This window comes from Rhizobium sp. NZLR1 (genome assembly GCF_017357385.1).
Classification (GTDB): domain Bacteria; phylum Pseudomonadota; class Alphaproteobacteria; order Rhizobiales; family Rhizobiaceae; genus Rhizobium.
Map to the genome: position 1 here is coordinate 865,710 of NZ_CP071632.1, position 18,911 is coordinate 884,620.

Below are 18,911 nucleotides of genomic sequence, written 5' to 3' on the forward strand. Positions count from 1 at the left end.
GCGAATGAGAAAGGATCAGATCGATCCCGCTGGGGGAACGGCGGGGAAGTCCTTCTCGGGATCGAACACGTTGTTTAAGAAGTTCGTCAGTGAATACATGGCCACCAGTGCGACGATTTCGATGATGTTTGCATCGGTGTAGCCGACATCGCGGACCGTCTTCAGATCGGCGTCGCTGACCTGCCCGCGGGTCTCGCTCACCTTGCGCGCAAACTGGACCGCCGCATCCCGCTTCGGATCGTTGGCATGTCCCTTGCGGGCGAGGATGATGTCATCGGCCGGCAGCTTGGCCATATGTTCGGCGGTAAAGCTGTGAACCGTCAGGCAATAGTTGCACCCGTTCACCTCGGAGACTGCGAGACCGATGCTGTCGCGTGTCCTCACATCGAGCGTCTTGCTCAGAGATCCGAGCAGAGCGGCCCAGGCGTTGAACGCGATCGGACTCTGCGCGAAGGCCGCCATCATGTTGGGGGTGAACCCGATGTTCTTCGTGAACGCATCGAGGGTCTGCTTGGATTCTGCGGGCACATGCTCCGGCGTCAGAACGGTGGTTCTGGTCATGGTAGGTTTCCTTAAGCTTGAGGGTTATGCAAAGTCCAGGACGTCAGCCACGGGCATGCGCGGCTTCTGCGGCCAGTTACCGGCGCGCAACGGCCCAACGGTGAGGAGCATCACCGGGATTTCGTCTTCGGCGAGACCGAACTCGCTATGCACGGCCTCTGCGTCGAAGCCGATCATCGGCGTCGAACCCAAGCCAAGCGAGCGGGCGGCATAGATAATCGCCGAGGTGCCGAAGGTTGCCGAGCGTACCGCTTCGTCGCGCTGCCGCTGCGGTTGGTCGTCATAAAGACCGCGCGCCGGGATTTCCCATTCCGGCACCAGACGCGCCGGCATGATGCCGGCTTCGACCACCGGCGCCAGGCGCTCGGGGACAGTGCTGGCATCGGCCAGTTGGCCGATGATGATAAAGGTCACTGCGGCATCGGTGATCGCCGGCTGGTTCCAAGCGATCGGGCGCAGTTGGGCTTTGGCCCTGGGCGTACGAACGGCGATAAACCGCCAGTTCTGCAGATGGAAGGATGTCGGCGCGGACGTGCCGATCCGCACCAGATCGCGGATCTGATCGTCGCTCAGTGACGCGGTGGCGTCGTAATATTTGGCGGCACTGCGGCTCAGGATGGTTTCGATGACGGCGTTGGTCGGCGCCGTTTGGATGGCTGCGTTGCTGATATCGTTCATTGGGTGGTTCCCTCATCAAGTGATTACGGAAACCAATTTACGGGCATCAGTGATAATATCGAGACTGGATTGCCTCAATTTAATGCTCAAAAGGATCTGTTAGAAAGCGCCGGTCCTAGTTCGTGCGCATCTCACCGGTTTGCGCCAGCCGGCGCCATTCCCCCGGCGTCATCCCCATTCTCTCGGCAAACACGCGGCGGAACGCCGAAACGGATTGATAACCGACCGTTTCGGCGACGGCCTCGGTGCTGATCGACGGGTTTTTCAATTCGTTCGCCGCCAGGCTCATGCGCAGGTCGGTCAACAGATCGAGGGCGGAGCAGCCCAGCCTGTCCTGGAAGTGCCGCATGAAGGTGGCGCGCGACATGCCGCACAGGTCCGCCAGATCGGGCAGTTTCCAGGGATTGGCCGGATCGGCGAGCATGGCAGTGATTGCCGGCGCCAGTCTTGGGTGGCCGGCGAGAGCCAGCAGGCCTTCGGGGGCCTTTTCGGATTCGCTTGCCGCCCTCAGCACCAGCGTGAAAAGGGCCGAAGACAGCGCGTTGAGAACGGCGCGCCCGCCCGCCCGGTCGCCGGCGGCCTCCATGCGCATCAACGCCACCAGGCCGGCTAGTTGATCGGTCGCGGGGCTGACTGCGTTCTCTGCGGGGCGGTCGATTGCCCGCGCCACCAGATTTGTCGGCAGGTAGTTGCGGATCAGCCGATCATGGGGCGGCGCTATGAAAAACCGGCCGCATAAAAGATCGAGCTGCTCGTCCGGGCTATCGTTCTCGCTCAGCATCCATCCGGCCGCCCCACGGCTTTGCCGGGTCAGGACGGGTGTTTGACCGCTGCCATCATGTAGCACATGGGGCGCGCCGTGAGGCAGCAACACGATATCTCCGGCCGCCAGTTCTCTCGTCGTTTTCGTCTCTAGGTGCTCGAAGATGGCTCGACCCTTGACGATGACGTGGTAAGGGATTTCGTTCGCCGCTGCCCGCGGCCAGGCAACTCGCCATGGTGCGCCATAGGAACAGCGGACCTCGAGCTGGCCCGTCACGGTGACGATTTGCAGGAGATGGCTCAGCCAGTCGACTTCGGACATAGAATCTCAGTGAGTTAAGACGCCCTGGCATCTTAAGCCACTCTACCCCAGTTGTATGTACTCTATGGCCTGTCGGTGAAAGGGGTAATCGAGGCATTGTCGATAAGCCTATGGGCAATACATCCGTCAGCTGGGGTCTTGCTGGACTGTTGGAAAGGCGGCAAGCGTGTGATCCGCTGGGCTTTAAGGTCAGTGTTTGCACGCAAATGGACCGGCCGCCGGTTCATATCCCTTCAAGGCGTGCATTGCGATTGTCCACTGGAAGACGTCGGTGACAACTCGTGCCGAAAGAGTTGCCGACAGTTAGCACGCATTAGTTCCAGACTATCTACCCGATCGCGCCGGTCTTGAGTTCGTCTGGCCGCGTGACTACTCGGCGAACCGATTTCATCGTGGACTTTTGCCGCTAAGGTTAGATCCCCTGCCGACATCCTCCGCCCGGGCTCCAGTCGTCCAGTTCGCAAATCAGGATTAAGGTTGGCACGGTCGCATCGCCCGCCCGCAGCCTTGAACCTCCGGCCCATCAACCGTTCGTTACGCTCGGCTTTCGTGGCTCGCAACGTTCCGAGAATACGATCTTGCCTCGTCTTGACAGTCTCCAATCATCAGAATGGTACATGGTATCCGAAAGTCGGCGAGTGCTGCGAGGATGCCAACATATAATAGCCTTTGCGCCGGGCAAGGCAGCATCGGCAGACGCTACACGGCCTGCACATTCTGGTCCTTCGGCAGCGAGATCGTCATCGCCGCGGCGGCGGCGGCCGTGACTGCAACCGCGAGATAGATGCCGCTGAAACTCTCCGTCGATGTCTTGATCACGCCGCCAAAGAAGTTCCCTGTAGTGCCGCCGATGCCTTGGAACACGGTGCAGATGCCTAAGACAGTCACCGCGACGCGGGGCGTGGCGCGATGTGAGACATAGGCCGGCAGCAGGCCATAGATCGGATAAAAGCCCAGCGAAAAGAAGATGCCTGACAGGATCGAGAGTTCCATCGATGGATCGAGGACCACGAGGGCGCCGGCGGCGAGGAAGCTTGAGTAGCAGGTAAGCATGGCATAGCGCGATCCGAGACGCGACGATATTGTGCCAATGGCGAAGCCTGCGCTGATCCCCACCGCCCCGATCGTTGCCCAGAGCCATGAGGCAAAGCCGACGGAATAGCCGAGTTCCTCGCGCAGGAACGGCGAGAGATAGGTGAGATAGGGATATGGCATCAGGCCGTTGATGAAGCCGAGCGCGAAGATCAGCGTCACCCATGGCATGATGGAGCGCAGGCTTGCTGAACCGCCGGCAGTTGGCGCGAGCGTTTCGTCACTTGTCCCGCTGTCGAAGAGGCCGGCCCGCCCGAAGAGAATGTGGGTGACAACGGCCAGTGCGATCGTGGCCGCGCCTGTGAGGGACCAGACCATCTGCCAGTGACCGCTTCCGGCGTATGCCGCCACGAGTGCGCTGTTGATGAGGACGCCAAAGGCCGGGGCGCTGGAGATCAGGCTCATGGCAAAGCCGCGCTGTTCTGCTCTTACCACCCGCGAGGCGAGATTAATCATCGGCACGAAAGTCGATGCGCCCGTCGCGCCGGCGACCATCAGCAGGCCGGCAACCACATAGAGATTGTCGATGATGGGGATGCCCGACAGGCAGAGCCCGCAGAGCGACACGGACGCCACCACCGTCCGTGCGGCACCGATGCGATGGACGAGCCAGGTGCCGAGCACGGCGAATGCCACCGTGGAAAACTGGACTAGGCCGGTGACCGTGCCGACGAACGCATAGTCGAAGGCAAGATCTTTCCGCATGTCGGGGATGATCTGAGGAAAAAGGCTGAGGCCGAAGCCGTAACACGTGCCAACGCAGGCGATCATGACGGCTACGAGAACGTTACCCGGGATACGCACGTTAGTCATGATGATCGGCCTCTGTTGGCAACCGGGTTCACGCTCCCGCTCGACGCGATGATCATCTAGCATGGGCAGCCGGCGGACTGTCGGGTCTGCGACGATGGGAGGGAGGTCGTGGGTCGGCATCGAATAATTGATCCCAGTCGCGCAGATCTGCTTGACCCCAAAAAATGCCATTCATTGCAACTTGCGCACCTGACCAAACGTGCCGCACGCGTTCGGAAGGTTCATCTCGCCGCCATGCTTGCAACGAGATCGCTGAACCTTAGAATGATTGACTTATTTGAGCCTAGGCTGCCGGCTCCGTGATGTCCATTCGTGTCGAGATTTCACCCAACTTTGCATTTCATCGCGACCCTGCGGAGACGCCGATATCGCAAATTCGTCAATGCGTTCTCAGCCACTGAATGGATCAGCCTCAAATGCAAGTCTAAGTCAAAGCGTTGTGAAACTGAACCACCTCTGGCGCCTTGCAGCGGTTCAGGGCATCCTATGATGGCTGAAAATTGTGTTTATGGCAGTTGGAGGAAGGCCGATGCGCTGCTTTACCGTGCTTGGACCCTCGCAGACCGGAAAATCGACAGTCGTGGAAAAACTCGGCTCCCTGGAGGGGACGCCGAGAAAATCCAGCTCCCCTTATGGATTGAACCTCACAGAATTCACCTTCGGAAACGAGGCGTGGTGTGCACTGGATGCGCCAGGCCCCAACGAAGCGTTGGCGCATGCGCAGCACGCACTTCTTGCCAGCGACGCCTGCATACTGTGCGTTTCATCGGCACCCGCGCAGGCTGTGCTCGCCGCGCCCTATCTGCGGATAATCGAAGCCTCGGGGACGCCTTGCATCCTCTTCGTCAACCGGATGGACGAGCCGATAGGGCGGTTGAGGGACGTGATCGCCGCGCTTCAAGACTACGCCAACCACATCCTTTTGCTTCGCCAGATCCCGATCCGCGAGGGGGACAGGATCATTGGCAGTTGCGATCTGATTTCGGAACGGGCGTGGCGATACCGGGAAGGCCAGACGTCGGCGCTGATCGCAATCCCCGAAAGCACTGCCGAACGCGAGCACGAGGCGCGCACCGAGCTCCTGGAACAACTGTGCGAATTTGATGACTGGCTTCTCGAGGAACTGATCGAGGACCACGAGCCATCCAGTGATGCGCTCTATGCCATTTCATCACGGGTTCTCAGGGAAAACAGAATTATCCCGGTCCTGATCGGTGCTGCAAGTCACGGCAACGGCATGACGAGGCTGATGAAGGCGCTGCGCCACGAGGCGCCGCCGGTAGGGGTTCTTCGGCAGCGTCTCGCTCATATGGGAACTGTCGATGAAGGCAAGCTGGTGGCCGTAAGCTTCCATGCCTATCATCGCCAGAATGTCGGCAAGACGGTGCTCGTGCGCGCACTTGGCGAGGGACTGCGGCAAGGCGCATCACTGGGCGGCTCCAGCCTCGGCGCCGTACAAAATCTCGCAAACGGGCGGTCCAATTCGGCGGTTCTGCCTGCGCCGGGGGATGTCTTCGCGACGGTCAAGTCCGACCACCTGCCCGTCCCTTCGCTGTTGACCTCCGGCGCGGTGGTCGCCCCGCCTGAGTGGACGGAACCACCCACGCCGATGCTTGAAAGGATCCTAATTCCGGGCAGCGAGCGCGATGAAAACAAACTTTCCGCAACGCTGGCGAAACTTTCCGAGACGGATCGCGGTCTGAAAGTCTTGCAGGAGGAAGGCACGGGCGCTCAACTCGTCCGCGCCCAAGGGCCGATGCATCTGCGTGATCTCTGCCGAACGCTGTCCGATGTCTTTCATATCTCCGTGACCGACCGAACGCCCAGCCCAATCTACCGCGAGACGATCACGAAACCATCGGAGGTTCATTACCGCCATCGCAAACAGACCGGCGGTGCCGGGCAATTCGCGGATGTGAAGTTGAGCATTCACCCCAACGAGCGCGGCCAGGGCTTCACCTTTGGCGAAACCATCAAGGGCGGCGCCGTCCCGCGCAATTACATCCCCGCCGTCGAAGCGGGCGCGCGCGAAGCGATGGAGAAAGGACCGCTGGGCTTCGAAGTCATCGATGTCGGCGTAACGCTGTTAGATGGTCAGCACCATACCGTCGACAGTTCGGAGCACGCCTTCCGGACTGCGTCGAAAATGGGGGTGCGACAGGCGCTTTCCGAAGGATCGACCGTCTTGATGCAGCCGGTCTTCCGCAGCGAGTTCCACATCCCGTCGGTCTATTCAGGCAGCCTTGTCCAGATCGTCGCCGCTCTCAATGGTCAGGTTCTCGGCTTCGACCGTGATGAAACCGCCAAGGGATGGGACATCTTCCGGGCGCTCGTTCCGGGCGGCGCACATAACGATCTGGCGCGGGCGCTGCGCTCGGCGACGCAGGGCATTGGTTATTTTTCCAAGACCTTCGATCACTTCGAGGAACTATACGGCAAGGAAGCGGACGCCATTGTGAGGGCAAACGAGAAACCACGCACCGCACACTGAAACGTTCGCGCCACTTCATGCTCGTTCACAGAGCCGGGCTCACGCCCGCCCGTATGCAATAGCCGCGCGGTCTGCGGGGTAGGCGAAAGAGATCCAGCAACTTTGCACCTATGGGCGATGCAGACATTCGTTCCATGGCTACGTACGAGCCGACATGGAATTCGGTTATAACAAGATCGGGCCGGTCTTGTTCGGCTCGTACCTCAGGATCGCGTTGCTGGTGAACTCGCTACCGTAGCATGGATTTGCACTACATTGCACCGGGCAAACCGATTCAGAACGCCTTCATGGAGGGTTTTCCTTGGTGTAGAACCATTGGTCGATCTTGCTGTCGAAATAGAGGTCGGCGGTCTTCTTTGCCTCAAGCGGCCCTGGACATGGCGTTTGATCAAAAGTCACGAGGATAAAGCGCCCAATCGTTCCATCGGACGCGTCTGATGTCGACGGACGCGGAACGAATGAGTCCCTGTCGCTCGTGGTTTTCGGAATTTACATGGCGCCCATGCTCTTCATGGCCTTGTCCATGTGCATGCTGCACGACTTCATCTTGTGCGCCTTCATTGAGGACTCGGCCATCATCATCTCGCTCATGGCCGACTTCTTCATCTTCATGTCGGTCATGCCATCGATCTTCTTGTGCAGGGACATCATCGAGGCGTCGTCACACTTGGACATCGCCATTGTGGCCGAATGGGCGGGAAGGGTCGCAGCCGTCATTAGAACTGCGGCGGCAAGGGCTGACTTGAACATGGTATTCTCCTTTGCGGTGCGGTTAATTCTGCATATAGAAAGCAATGAGGTAACCGTTCATGAGAAATAAACGAAATACAAAATATTAATCCATCGATATAATAGTAACAAAAGAAAAATGGCTTTTTTACAGCCTTAATTTTCCCGGATTTATAAATCGAAGTCCAAATACACGGGCATAATCACGATTAGAATCGCTTTTCTTTTCCTGGTACATATTTCTAATTAGGGTGGATTTTGCATAAGTCAGTCTTCAGTCGGTCGTCGCCGATAGGATTGTCCCTCCATGATCGCCTTGAACGAGGATGGCGGTCTTCAATCGGCCGGGTTCCGGCGCGAACCGGTAGGAAGTTGGTTGGCCATTCCAACCGCCAAGACGCACGAGATCATGAACGACGTGGATATGCGGCAACGTTGTGCCGCTGTTTTCACCGCGCGCCACAGGCACCTCGACGAGATTGGGATCGTAGCGGACAAGCCAGATGTCAGCCTCTGACTTCGGGGAAGGGCCGCTGCCCACCGAAACCTCATTCTTGCCGAGAGATAGCGATGGAGACGTCACTGGCATTGCGCCCGAAATCAGTCGATTGATTTCGGATAATTCGTTTCCAACAGTCGTTGTTGTCCCGTTGACAACCATCTGCGGCGTGTAGGATCCGGATTGGCGAAGGCGGGGCTCATAATCGGCCTGGCGATCCGTGAATTCTCGCTTTCCAAAACTGTCTTTCCATCCGAGATAGTCCCAATAAGTCACTGCAAAGCTCAAGGTGAGGACATCCTCGCGGTGGCTCAACTTTATCAGGTTGGCGTTTGCCGGCGGACAAGACGAGCAGCCTTGGCTGGTAAATAGTTCCACCACCGTCGGCGCGCGATTGGCGGCGGTCGCCAGATCTGCAAAGCCGGCGACTGACGGTAGCGCAAGGCCTGCAATGAAAATCGATTTGAGCTGCTTCATTTCTCTGCTCCCTAATGCTTCTCTACGCGCACTCGAAAGGGTCTACGCAGCAAGATCGAGATTCGTTACATGCTCGCGATTTCGTGATCGAGTGGTTGCGTTCTGTGGGACAGGCCGGGCCGTTGGTGGTTTGCATTGGACGTTGAGGTCCACAACGATACGTGCTCATCAGCAGCCAATGGCCAGGCCACCAAAAGAGGAGGCCAGCAATTCCCTTCCTCGCTGTAATGCCGGAGAAACTTGGCATCTCCCGCGCCCGCAGTGCCTTTCGGCGTGGAAAGTTGGCTCTGACTCACATTTGGTGATTTAGATGGCGAACTGCCGACATCGATCAACGGGCGGATCCAGAGGGAAGGGGATCCCGCGATCGAAGGCACAGATCGTTTGCCACAACGTCGCATGAGAAACCCGATCCACAGGCCGGCGGTTCGATCCTCCTCAAGGCGAGCATCGCTCACTTTCGCAATGGCGCCCAATCGGAAATAGAAGATCAGCTCGCTGAACGTCGGCCTCGCGCCTTCATCTCGGTCATAGAGGCAGCCGTCGCTCCTGCCCGAAAGCAGACGTGGTCATGGGAGCGGCGTCACGTCGCTTGTGCGCCAGAAGCGGTCACAAGTGCCGAGGCTATTTCTCTTCTAGTTTTCTCGTTCTATGGAAAGGTTCAGAGCGTTCAGCTTAGGCGGAAAAAGAAATTGACCAGCGAAGAAGCCAACTCCGAAAAAGATACCGATGCGCTAGCGCTTGCGGAAAAACTTCGTGTCACGCTCGGCAGATTCGTTCGCGGCCTGAAGACGCAAGCAAATACACCGACAACCTCGCAGTCGGAAACGCTGTCGCTTCTGGATCGGGCGGGGTCGCTTAGTGTCGCCGAACTCGCAGGCCGCCGCAACGTCAGGCATCAGAGCATGCGGCTGGTTACCGCTCAGTTGGAATCTGATGGATGGATCAGCAAGACACCAAATCCAGCGGACGGGCGCAGCCAGCTTCTTTCAATCACCGAGAAGGGAAAGGAGGTACTATCCCGCGCCCGCGAAGCCCGAACGTCGCAGATTGCCAACTTGATCGAGGAACGCCTGTCCGGCAAGGACAGACGAACGCTCGAAGCCGCAATCCGTGTTATCGAACGGCTGTGCTAGCTCTTCGCATCAAGCCTTGGACAATGCAGCGAGCACGTTGGGCAAGGTGTTCACGCCCCAATGCTCAGCATATTTGCCGTCCTGAACTCGCACAATATCTATAACGCTAATGGAAACGTCCCGTCCCGTCGCCGGAACGCCCAGCAAAGTACCGGTGTGAACTCCGCTTATCGTCTTTCGAGTTGTGACCTTATCTCCCTCGGCGATCTGGTCATGGATCGTTACCTCCAGGTTCGATAGAGCCGGACGAAGAATATTCTGGAAGGTGTGCCACATGCTTTCCGGGCCGTTCGGCATTCCCTGCGGCGCGGCGTGATTCACAAAGTGGGGAGCCATCAAGGCATGAAATTCTGTTTCGCTCCCATTTTGAATGACCTCGATGTTGAAGCGGCGAACCACCTCTTTGCGGTCGGTAGACATGATTGATCCTTCGCACAAACGACAACATTATATACAGTGCATCTGTGTATAATGTTGTGGTAGACGTTCCGCGATCCTGTAGCAAGTCATACCTGCTACAGGTGTCCACTCTGGGCGCAAAGCGGAAATGATTTCCGCTTTGCGCCTCATATCGGCCGTAGAAGTCGATCTTGACCTTGCCCGGAAGCAGACATCTGCTGTGACCGCGCTGTACGTGGCGCCGCGACGCGCCTCCGAGCGCATCTCAGCAACGCCGTCAAAGGTTGTGGGTTGTGAAATGTTTACAGCTTTGCGCATCCCTCGCTTTCGTGCTCTAGATGAGTCAGCCGAGCGTGGCCACCGGCCCTGTCACCGAGGCTATGTTTGCCACCAGCCTCGTTTCGTGGCGGCCTTCTCCCAGCCGGATTCTGGCCGCGTGCTTGGAACTAATGGCGGGCGAGACTGTTTCAGACTGTAACTTTGGCATAACGCAGACGTGCCCTCCTGGCTGGGTAAGCCTCGATTTTGAGGAGACTCGCATCATGAAGATTTCGTCCAGATTTCGTTCAGTCGCGGCTGCGGTTATCGCTGCAGCAGGAATCAGCTTTGCCGGCTCCGCGCATGCCGACGGCGGTACGATCAGCTTCTCGGTCTACAAGGCTGCCTTCTTTGTGGGTGGTTCTGGAGGCGAGGGCACGCTGACCTTCCATGGTCGCCGCTATCCCGTCTCTGTCGGCGGCATCTCGGGCGGCCTCGCCTTCGGGGCTTCTAAGACCTATTTTCATGGTACCGTTCGCCATATTCGCCGCGCCCGAGATGTGACGGGGGTCTACGGTGCGGCGGGCGGTGGCGGCGCGCTCGGCAAAGGGGCCCAGGTGATCGTCATGACCAATGACAAGGGCGCCCAACTCGAACTCTCCGGCAAGCAGGTAGGCCTGCAAGTCAACGCCGATCTCAGCGGTATTGCCATCACGGTAAAGTAGGGGCTGTCGCTCCGTTCGTCGTCCCTTCAGTCGGCCCACTACGCTGAATACAAAGGTCGGCTTTCAGCGCTACGATCTAAAAAACGGCCGTTCCACTGTCGGCCCCAACGCCGTCGTTGGTCAGGGCTTGAGGCACTCGAATAGGGTCCCCAGCCGTCTTATAGAGAGCTCTAAGCATCCTTGGGATCTGGAGAACGTCACATGGTACTTGACGCGAAACCGCGCCAAGTAACTGCAAAGACGTCACTTTTTCTCTTGTGGGATCGCAGCTATTAAACAGAAAGGGATAGGTCTAAAAATTGGCTGGGGAACCTGGACTCGAACCAAGATTAACGGAGTCAGAGTCCGTCGTTCTACCATTGAACTATTCCCCAGCAGTTGCCGCCGAAGCATGGCTTGGCTGCTGTGCGGCGCTTATAACCAAAAGCCGGTGGATTGCAAATACCCGTTCTGAAAAAAATCGGTGTTCCCTAAGAAAGGCGAAACTGCTCCAAATCGCGGTTCAAAAAAGAATTTGGCGATTTCTGCGGGCGCTGATATTCTTGCCGCAACGCAAAAATCAAATGAGCGCCTGCTGCATATCTCAGAACTTGCGCGGCGCGGTGGAAAAACAACGTGGAAGACCCCGAAGGCGGCGCAAAGCCGCAATTTGACGGGGCGTCGGCGGAAGGGCGCAAGGACGGCAAGAAGTCCAGGCGCCGCAAGGGCAAGCGTGGCGGGCATTCCCGCAGCGCGGCTCATCCCGCTTCGCATGAGCCTACCGGCGGTGCCGGACAGCCTGCGCGCCCGATGGAAGATGCGGCCGGCAATCCGGCCCGCAAGCGAAAGCGTCGCCGTCGTGGCGGCCATGGCGCGCCGCAGGACGGTTCCCCACATGCCCATCCGATGGAGCAGACCCAAGCGGTGGACAGTGCTGCTCGGTCCGAAGGCGAGCAGACGCCGAGCCGGCGCAACCGCCGCAAACATCGCGGCAAGCGCGGTCTTCAGGGCCGGCCGCTGACGTCGGCAAAACCATCAAGTGCCCCGCAACAGGAAAGCCGTGCGGATGAGACGCTGCGCATTGCAGTTCCGCGCGAAACACAGAACAGCACAGCCGCCAACCGCAAGGGCCGCCAGGATAGTCACGGCCATCCCGGGTTTCAGGGCGATCGCCAGGCCGGCGAACATGCATGGCCGGACGAACTCTACGCCGCTCTCGACCTTGGCACCAACAATTGCCGTCTGCTCATCGCCCAGCCGACCCGCCCGGGGCAATTCCGGGTGGTCGACGCGTTCTCTCGCATCGTACGCCTTGGCGAGGGCCTTGCGGCCAGCGGCCGTCTGTCCGACGAGGCGATGGAGAGGGCAGTCGAAGCGCTGAGGATCTGCGCCTCCAAACTCAGAAACCGCGAGATCCGCCGCATGCGGCTGATCGCCACCGAAGCCTGCCGCCAGGCGGTCAATGGTGAGGAGTTCCTCAGCCGCGTCGTTGCCGAAACCGGCCTCGCGCTGGAGATTATCGATCGCGAGACCGAAGCACGGCTGGCCGTCTCCGGCTGCTCTTCGCTGGTCGGGCGTGAGACACGCTCCGTCGTGCTCTTCGATATCGGCGGCGGCTCGTCGGAGATCGCCGTCATCCGCATCGGTGACAATCGTTTCAGCCGGTTGGCCAATCACATCACTCACTGGACCTCGCTGCCGGTCGGCGTCGTGACGTTGTCGGAGCGTCATGGCGGGCGCGACGTCACGCCGGAGGCCTTCGAAGGCATGGTCCGCGAAGTCGGCGGCATGCTCGAAGGTTTCGATTGCCCGGAGATCGAGGTTGCCCAGGCCGGCGACTTCCATCTGATCGGCACATCAGGCACGGTGACGACGCTTGCCGGCGTCCATCTCGACCTGCCGCGTTATGACCGGCGCAAGGTCGATGGCATCTGGCTGTCCGATGACGAGGTCTCCGCCATGCAGGCAAAACTGCTCTCCTGGAATTTCGAAAGCCGCGCCGCCAATCCCTGCATCGGGCCCGATCGGGCCGATCTGGTGCTTGCCGGCTGCGCAATCCTGGAGGCGATCCGCCGCCGCTGGCCGAGCCCGCGCATGCGCGTGGCCGATCGCGGCTTGAGGGAAGGCCTGCTCACCGACATGATGGCCGATGACGGCGTGTGGCGGCGTAATCGCAACCGCCGCGGCCAGCGGGCCAGATCCGGATGATTTCAGGCCGACCTGAAATCTGAATCCGGATATGAATCAAAGAGTTAGAGCATGATGTCGTCCGAAAACCGCGCACACTTTTCGGCATCATGCTCTAGATAAGGAAAAGGCATGACCAAAGCACCGATCGCGGGAAACCGCACCGGCCGCAAGCTCGGCCAGCGCGTCAAGAACAAGAAGATGAAGGCCTCCTCGCGCCAATGGCTGCAGCGCCACATCAACGATCCCTATGTCCAGCGCGCCCAGCTGGAAGGCTATCGCGCCCGCGCCGCCTTCAAGCTTTTGGAGATCGACGAGAAGCACCATATCCTGCGCGGCGCCAAGCGCATCATCGATCTGGGTGCTGCACCCGGCAGCTGGTCGCAGATCGCTGCCAAGGTCACCGGCTCGACGGATGAGGATATCCGTGTGGCCGCGATCGATTTTCTCGAAATGGCCCAGCTGCCCGGCGTCAAGATCCTGCAGCTCGATTTCCTCGATCCGACGGCGCCGGAAAAGCTGCTGGAGGCGGTCGGCGGCACGCCAGATCTCGTCTTCTCCGATATGGCAGCACCGACCACCGGCCACCACCGCACCGACCATTTGCGCACCATGCATCTCTGCGAAGTCGCGGCCCAATTCGCCGTCGAGGTGCTGGGGGAGGGCGGACATTTCCTCACCAAGACCTTCCAGGGCGGCACCGAGCGTGAGCTGCTCGCCATGCTGAAGCAGAATTTCCGCCAGGTCGTCCATGTCAAGCCGAACGCATCGCGCGCCGAATCGGTCGAGATGTTCCTGCTCGCCAAGGGCTTCAAGGGACGCAAGGCCGAAGGTGACGCAGAGCAGGCTTGATCTTGGGCTGGTCTCGGCCGATGATGACGATCTCAAGAGCTGAGCTGCTGGTCCCATGCTTCTTTACGTCACGCTCGGAACCAACGATCTTTATCGCGCAGGACATTTTTATGATGCCGTGCTGCCTCTGCTCGGCTATCGCCGCCAGCATTATTCGGAAGAGGAAATCGGCTATTCCGCCGAGAGCGATACGCGCTGCCGCTTCTGGGTGGTGACGCCGTTCAATTGCCGCCGGGCGACGTCTGGCAATGGCGCCATGGTCGCCTTTGCAGCCGAACGCCGAGCCGATGTCGACGCCTTCCATGTGGCGGCGATGGCGGCAGGCGCCGTCGATGAAGGCGGGCCGGGCCTGCGCTCCTACCACGCCCATTTCTATGCCGCTTATGTGCGCGATCTCGACGGCAACAAGCTCTCTGCCGTCTGCGAAAACCCTGAATAGACGACAGCGCCGCGCGTCTTTTCAGGCGCGCAAAGGAGGCTGGAGCACTCGGAGCCTATTTCACCGCCGGCTGCTCGGCTTCGATCGTCGACGCCGTCACCAGCTTTGCGCGGTGGCCGGAAACGAGCGCGCCGGCATTGCGATCCATCCGGATGAAGGGAATGGTCGCAATGACCGTCAGTCCGGCGATGATGTAGAAGGCGAGGTGGAAATCGGCGACCTGCAACGCTTCACCCCTGATATAGATCGAGCTTTCCAGGATTGCGGCTGCGACCGCAACGCCGAGCGCCAGGCTGACCTGCTGCATCACCGAGTTCATCGATGTCGCTTGGCTGGCTTCGGCATCATCGATGTCGGCAAAGGCAAGCGCATTGACGCCGGTGAACATGAAGGAGCGGGAGAAGCCGCCGAGCAGCAGCACGCCGATGATGGCCAGATGCGGCGTTGCCGGCGTGAACAGGCCGGTGACGATGGTCACGAGGGTCGTCACCATGGCGGCGCAAAGCAGTGTCGTGCGGAAGCCGGCGGCCGCGAAAACGCGCTTTGCCATGAACTTGGTGGTGATCGCCCCGATCGCTCCGGCAAAGGTGATCAGGCCGGATTGGAATGGCGTCAGCCCGAAGCCGAGCTGCAGCATCAGCGGCGTCAGGAAGGGCATGGCGCCGACGCAGATCCGAAAGAGCGTGCCGCCCAAGGTCGAGGCCCGGAAGGTCGGGTTCTTGAACAGGTTGAGGTTGAGGATCGGCGCCGGGTGGCGTTTGGCATGGCTGATATAGAGGAAGCCGCAGATAAGGCCGATCATGGTGGCGGTGACGCCGATGATCGGGGGCAGGGCCGGCAGGCTGACCACCGACAAGCCGAAGACGACGCCGGCGGCCGTAAGCGAGGTGAGCACGAAACCGGTGAAATCGAGCCTCGGCGGCGCCGTCGCCTCGACCTCCGGCAGGAAGATCGTTGCAAGCCAGATGCCGATGATGCCGACCGGCACGTTGATCAGGAAGATCCAGTGCCAGCTGAAATAGGTGGTGATGAAGCCGCCGAGCGGCGGGCCGGTGAGCGGTCCGACCAGCGCCGGGATGGTCAGCAGCGCCATGGCTGAAACCAGATCGCTGCGCTTCGTCGTGCGCACCAGCACGAGACGGCCGACCGGCGTCATCATCGCGCCGCCCATGCCCTGCAGGAAGCGGGCAAAGACGAATTCGACGAGGTTAGACGAGATGGCGCAAAAGATCGAGCCGATGACGAAGACGGAGATGGCAAGGCGGAAGATCTTCTTGGCGCCGAACCTGTCGGCCATCCAGCCGCTGACCGGGATGAACACCGCCAGCGCCACCATATAGGAGGTCAGCGCCAGCTTCAGCGTGATCGGCCCGACATTGAGATCCGCCGCGATCGCCGGCAGCGCCGTGGCAATGACGGTGGAGTCCATCTGTTCCATGAAAAGAGCGACGGCAAGGATCAGCGGGACGATGCGGTTCATAGGCGGGAGGCCTTGATGGGCTGCGGATGGGAGCTGGGAAGGCCCGTGCTGTTTAGACCCACTTCAGAGGCCTGCCAATGCTCAAATCCGGTTCGACGACATGTTTGCTTCACGTCTGCGTGAGACGGCTTGTCCGACAACATCAACTGTCAAGATTGACATGTGTGTACCCTGCCGGGGCAAGAAATCCGGCCGGAATCGACATCGGGGCCAGTGCGGTGACGCACCGCAGGTCATAAGAGGATGGACATGTGGAAATTTCGTCGGGAATAAAACGGCGCGCCCTTTTTGCCGCAGGCCTCGGCCTGTTCGCAGCGCCGGTCATTTTAAGAGAGAGGGCCGAAGCGGCCGCGACTGGAGAAAGCAGTAAGATGGATTTAACGCCGTTGCCCGAGATCAATCAATTCAAGCTCGGTTCCTATAAGTTCACCGTCGTGCGCGACGGCACCAATGTCTCGGAAAACCCGCACGAAACCTTCGGCAGCAATCAGGACCCCGAAACCGTCAAAGCATTGCTGACCGCAAACTTCCTGCCGGCCGACAAGTTCATGAACGGATATACGCCGGCTCTCATCGATACCGGTTCGGAGGTCATTCTCGTCGATACCGGCTTCGGCGCTGGCGGTCGCGCAAGGGGCGCCGGCCAGCTTACCGAAGGCCTGAAGGCCGCAGGCTATTCAGCCGACGACGTCACCTTGGTGGCGCTGACCCATCTGCACGGCGATCATATCGGCGGCCTGATGGAAAATGGCGCGGCGGCCTTTAAGAATGCCCGCTATGTCGTCGGCCAGACCGAGTATGATTTCTGGTCGGACAAATCACGCGAGGGCACGCCGGCCGAAGGCGGCCACAAGGCGGTGCTCGCCAATGTCGCGCCGCTTGCCGAAAAGACCACGTTCATCAAGGACGGCGACAGTTTCGCCCCCGGCGTAACGGCGATGCTGGCGGCCGGACACTCGCCGGGGCATATGGTGTTCCACGTCGAATCCGAGGGCAAACGCCTGGTTCTCACAGGCGATACCGCCAACCATTATATCCTGTCGCTGCTGCGGCCGGATTGGGAAGTGCGCTTCGATATGGACAAGACGCAGGCAGCCGCCACCCGCCGCAAGGTTTTCGAGATGATCGCGGCCGAAAAGATCGCCTTCCTCGGCTACCACATGCCGTTCCCCGCCGTCGGCTTCGTCGAAAGGCAGGATGGCGGTTATCGCTTCGTGCCGAAGACCTATCAGTTCGACATCTGATCTGGAGCAATTCCAGCAAAGCTGGGCCGCAGTTTTGCCAGGCAAAGCGCAAAGCGCTTTTGCCGGGAATGCATGAAAACAAAGAGATAGAGCATCTCCTTGACCTGGGGAAATCAGGAGATGCTCCAGGCGGATGGCACCCATGCCGAGCCCGGCGGACAGGCCGGGCTTTTTGCTATTTCCTTCCTGTCATAGACGTGTTACCAGCCCTCGCCAACTTCCAAGCAATCCCATGCACACCGCCGGGGCGGACGATTCGTTTCCGGGCGTGCTCGCATTTTTATTAAATGAAGGAATTTGGCCATGGCACGCATCATTGAAACGGCAACCGGCGCGGACGCGCTTACCTTCGACGACGTGCTGCTGCAGCCCGGCCACTCCGAGGTCATGCCCGGCCAGACGAACATCTCCACCCGCATCGCCTGGGATTTCGATCTCAACATCCCGATCCTTTCTTCGGCCATGGATACCGTCACCGAAAGCCGCCTGGCGATCGCCATGGCCCAGGCCGGCGGCCTCGGCGTCATCCACCGCAACCTGACGCCGATCGAGCAGGCCGAAGAGGTCCGCCAGGTCAAGAAGTTCGAAAGCGGCATGGTCGTCAATCCGGTCACCATCGGCCCGGATGCAAAGCTTGCCGAAGCACTCGGCCTGATGAAATCGCACAGCATCTCCGGCATTCCCGTCGTCGAGAAGTCGGGCCGCCTCGTCGGCATCCTGACCAACCGCGACGTCCGCTTCGCCTCCGATCCTGAGCAGAAGATCCACGAGCTGATGACCAAGGACAGTCTGGTCACCGTCAAGGAGAGCGTCGATCAGCAGGAGGCCAAGCGCCTGCTGCATTCGCATCGCATCGAAAAGCTGCTGGTCGTCGATACCGAAGGCCGCTGCGTCGGCCTGATCACCGTCAAGGATATCGAAAAGTCACAGCTGAACCCGAATGCCTCCAAGGATGCCCAGGGCAGGCTTCGCGCCGCTGCCGCCATCAGCGTCGGCGATGACGGTTTCGAGCGCGCCGAACGGCTGATCGAGGCCGGCGTTGATCTTCTGGTCGTCGATACCGCCCACGGCCATTCGCAGCGCGTCCTCGATGCCGTCACCCGTGTCAAGAAGCTGTCCAACTCGGTGCGCATCATGGCCGGCAACGTCGCCACCTATGACGGCACCAGAGCGCTGATCGATGCCGGCGCGGATGCCGTCAAGGTCGGTATCGGCCCGGGTTCGATCTGCACGACACGGATCGTTGCCGGCGTCGGCGTTCCGCAGCTCGCGGCCATCATGTCGGCCGTTCAGGCAGCGCAGGCTCAGGACGTGCCCGTTATCGCCGATGGCGGCATCAAATTCTCCGGCGATCTTGCCAAGGCGATCGCCGCCGGCGCTTCCGCCGTCATGATCGGTTCGCTGCTGGCCGGCACCGATGAGAGCCCGGGCGAGGTCTATCTCTACCAGGGCCGTTCCTTCAAGGCCTATCGCGGCATGGGCTCCGTCGGCGCCATGGCCCGCGGCTCGGCTGACCGTTATTTCCAGGCGGAGGTGCGCGACACGCTGAAACTCGTGCCCGAAGGTATCGAGGGGCAGGTGCCGTATAAGGGACCGGTCGCGGCCGTCGTCCACCAGCTCGCCGGCGGCCTCAAGGCGGCCATGGGTTATGTCGGCGGCAAGGACCTGAAGGATTTCCAGGAGCGGGCGACCTTCGTGCGTATCTCCGGCGCCGGTCTTCGCGAAAGCCACGCCCATGACGTGACCATCACCCGTGAGAGCCCGAACTATCCGGGCGCCGGCCTCTGA

The 18,911-nt window shown here is 60.0% G+C and carries 16 protein-coding genes and 1 tRNA gene; 8 read left to right on the forward strand and 9 right to left on the reverse strand.

The genetic code is table 11. From position 1 onward, the window contains the following. Positions 1–15 precede the first annotated feature (15 nt). The 4 genes from J3O30_RS04330 to J3O30_RS04345 form a co-directional block, all read right to left on the reverse strand. Complete coding sequence (locus J3O30_RS04330; protein WP_207583047.1) at positions 16–561, reverse strand: peroxidase-related enzyme; 546 nt, start codon at positions 559–561, stop codon at positions 16–18. Positions 562–585: 24 nt separating this feature from the next. Continuing rightward, the gene (locus J3O30_RS04335) at positions 586–1,239 is read right to left on the reverse strand and encodes a nitroreductase family protein (protein WP_207583048.1); all 654 of its coding nucleotides are present in this window, start codon (positions 1,237–1,239) and stop codon (positions 586–588) included. Positions 1,240–1,354: 115 nt separating this feature from the next. Then, on the reverse strand, positions 1,355–2,323 hold the full coding sequence (locus J3O30_RS04340) for an AraC family transcriptional regulator (RefSeq protein WP_207583049.1): 969 nt from the start codon (positions 2,321–2,323) through the stop codon (positions 1,355–1,357). Positions 2,324–3,022: 699 nt separating this feature from the next. Beyond that, positions 3,023–4,228 (reverse strand): MFS transporter, encoded by a 1,206-nt coding sequence (locus J3O30_RS04345; protein WP_207583050.1) that lies wholly within the window; start codon positions 4,226–4,228, stop codon positions 3,023–3,025. A 529-nt stretch (positions 4,229–4,757) separates the two neighbouring features. On the opposite strand from J3O30_RS04345, the gene J3O30_RS04350 reads away from it, so the two are divergent. Further along, complete coding sequence (locus J3O30_RS04350) at positions 4,758–6,719, forward strand: elongation factor G (RefSeq protein WP_207583051.1); 1,962 nt, start codon at positions 4,758–4,760, stop codon at positions 6,717–6,719. A 489-nt stretch (positions 6,720–7,208) separates the two neighbouring features. Here J3O30_RS04350 and J3O30_RS04355 read toward each other — a convergent pair whose 3' ends face one another. Together J3O30_RS04355 and J3O30_RS04360 are read right to left on the reverse strand one after the other, a co-directional pair. Next, complete coding sequence (locus J3O30_RS04355; protein WP_207583052.1) at positions 7,209–7,469, reverse strand: hypothetical protein; 261 nt, start codon at positions 7,467–7,469, stop codon at positions 7,209–7,211. Positions 7,470–7,722: 253 nt separating this feature from the next. Then, on the reverse strand, positions 7,723–8,424 hold the full coding sequence (locus tag J3O30_RS04360; RefSeq protein WP_207583053.1) for a DUF1223 domain-containing protein: 702 nt from the start codon (positions 8,422–8,424) through the stop codon (positions 7,723–7,725). A 692-nt stretch (positions 8,425–9,116) separates the two neighbouring features. On the opposite strand from J3O30_RS04360, the gene J3O30_RS04365 reads away from it, so the two are divergent. Then, a complete protein-coding gene (locus J3O30_RS04365; RefSeq protein WP_207583054.1) occupies positions 9,117–9,560 on the forward strand; it encodes a MarR family transcriptional regulator in 444 nt (147 codons plus the stop codon). Positions 9,561–9,569: 9 nt separating this feature from the next. On the opposite strand, the gene J3O30_RS04370 is transcribed toward J3O30_RS04365, so the two are convergent. Next, on the reverse strand, positions 9,570–9,980 hold the full coding sequence (locus J3O30_RS04370) for an ester cyclase (protein WP_207583055.1): 411 nt from the start codon (positions 9,978–9,980) through the stop codon (positions 9,570–9,572). Between the two features lie 521 nt (positions 9,981–10,501). Between J3O30_RS04370 and J3O30_RS04375 the strand changes: the two genes are divergently transcribed. Further along, complete coding sequence (locus J3O30_RS04375; RefSeq protein WP_207583056.1) at positions 10,502–10,942, forward strand: hypothetical protein; 441 nt, start codon at positions 10,502–10,504, stop codon at positions 10,940–10,942. Positions 10,943–11,242: 300 nt separating this feature from the next. Here the strand turns inward: J3O30_RS04375 and J3O30_RS04380 are convergent. Further along, positions 11,243–11,316, reverse strand: a tRNA-Gln gene (locus J3O30_RS04380). 241 nt (positions 11,317–11,557) lie between these two features. Here J3O30_RS04380 and J3O30_RS04385 point away from each other — a divergent pair. The 3 genes from J3O30_RS04385 (at position 11,558) to J3O30_RS04395 (ending at position 14,399) form a co-directional block, all read left to right on the forward strand. Beyond that, positions 11,558–13,129: a Ppx/GppA phosphatase family protein gene (locus tag J3O30_RS04385; RefSeq protein ID WP_207583057.1), complete on the forward strand. Its 1,572-nt coding sequence runs from the start codon at positions 11,558–11,560 to the stop codon at positions 13,127–13,129. A gap of 111 nt (positions 13,130–13,240) precedes the next feature. Further along, positions 13,241–13,960 (forward strand): RlmE family RNA methyltransferase, encoded by a 720-nt coding sequence (locus J3O30_RS04390; protein WP_207583058.1) that lies wholly within the window; start codon positions 13,241–13,243, stop codon positions 13,958–13,960. Between the two features lie 55 nt (positions 13,961–14,015). Beyond that, the gene (locus J3O30_RS04395) at positions 14,016–14,399 is read left to right on the forward strand and encodes a VOC family protein (RefSeq protein ID WP_207583059.1); all 384 of its coding nucleotides are present in this window, start codon (positions 14,016–14,018) and stop codon (positions 14,397–14,399) included. 55 nt (positions 14,400–14,454) lie between these two features. On the opposite strand, the gene J3O30_RS04400 is transcribed toward J3O30_RS04395, so the two are convergent. Further along, positions 14,455–15,879, reverse strand: coding sequence for a DHA2 family efflux MFS transporter permease subunit (locus tag J3O30_RS04400; protein WP_207583060.1), 1,425 nt, complete (start codon positions 15,877–15,879; stop codon positions 14,455–14,457). Positions 15,880–16,130: 251 nt separating this feature from the next. Between J3O30_RS04400 and J3O30_RS04405 the strand changes: the two genes are divergently transcribed. Both J3O30_RS04405 and guaB read left to right on the forward strand, forming a co-directional pair. Beyond that, positions 16,131–17,123: an MBL fold metallo-hydrolase gene (locus tag J3O30_RS04405; protein ID WP_207583061.1), complete on the forward strand. Its 993-nt coding sequence runs from the start codon at positions 16,131–16,133 to the stop codon at positions 17,121–17,123. A 303-nt stretch (positions 17,124–17,426) separates the two neighbouring features. Beyond that, complete coding sequence (guaB, locus tag J3O30_RS04410) at positions 17,427–18,911, forward strand: IMP dehydrogenase (RefSeq protein ID WP_207583062.1); 1,485 nt, start codon at positions 17,427–17,429, stop codon at positions 18,909–18,911.